This is a genomic window from Bacillus sp. HMSC036E02, assembly GCF_001836235.1.
Classification (GTDB): domain Bacteria; phylum Bacillota; class Bacilli; order Bacillales; family Bacillaceae_G; genus Bacillus_A; species Bacillus_A cereus.
Genome location: NZ_KV827800.1, coordinates 1 through 718 on the forward strand (window position 1 = coordinate 1; position 718 = coordinate 718).

The following is a 718-nucleotide window of genomic DNA, read 5'->3' on the forward strand; positions in this document are numbered from 1 at the left end:
ATTTTCCTAATTTCATTAAAAATCCCCCTAAATATTTTAATTTAATTAATTACAATATAATGATATATTATTATGTATATTTTTTCAAATAATTTCTAAAAAAAGTTATAAATTCAAAAAAAAGACACCGCAAGGTGCCTTCCTCCGACTTGATAATTGTATTTTATGTATGAAACTATCACTGTAGTATTTAAGATGAGAGTAATTGCTATACTGTCTTTCTTAGGACAGCATAGCAATTACTTATTGATTGTGAACCATTCGCTCTTATAAGCATCGCCAGCAAGTTTCACCACAGCAACGTAACGGCCTGGCTCATATGCTGATGTAATAGTTGTATTCCATACAGCTTCATTGATTGTACCGTTATGGGCTGGGAATGGGTAAATAGTTTGATAGCGAACTAATGAATAATCATCCATAATGCGATAAATCTTCATTGGATTGCCATCTGCGCCGTTATACCACCCCATCTTAACTGTGAAGTAATCACCAGTTTTATAAGCTGGTTTTACATCATCTGATAAGAAAGCTGGGAAATCTAAAGCAACTTGATTTAGATCAAATGTTGATGATGGGTCTCCCCAATTTGTAGATGTTGCTTGTACCTTTTCAGCTGCTGCCACAGGTTTTGTGTCTAATGTTGCTAAACCTGTGAAACCACCTAATGCTAATGCTCCGACTAATACTAATTTTCCTAATTTCATTAAAAATCCCC

Annotated in this window: 1 protein-coding gene; it reads right to left on the bottom strand. The window is 34.0% G+C overall.

Features of this window, described 5'->3' with window-relative positions; translation table 11 throughout:
* Positions 1 to 239: 239 nt before the first annotated feature.
* Positions 240 to 718: DUF5065 family protein (locus HMPREF2590_RS00590; RefSeq protein ID WP_256324905.1), on the bottom strand; the 479-nt coding region annotated here is incomplete at its 5' end.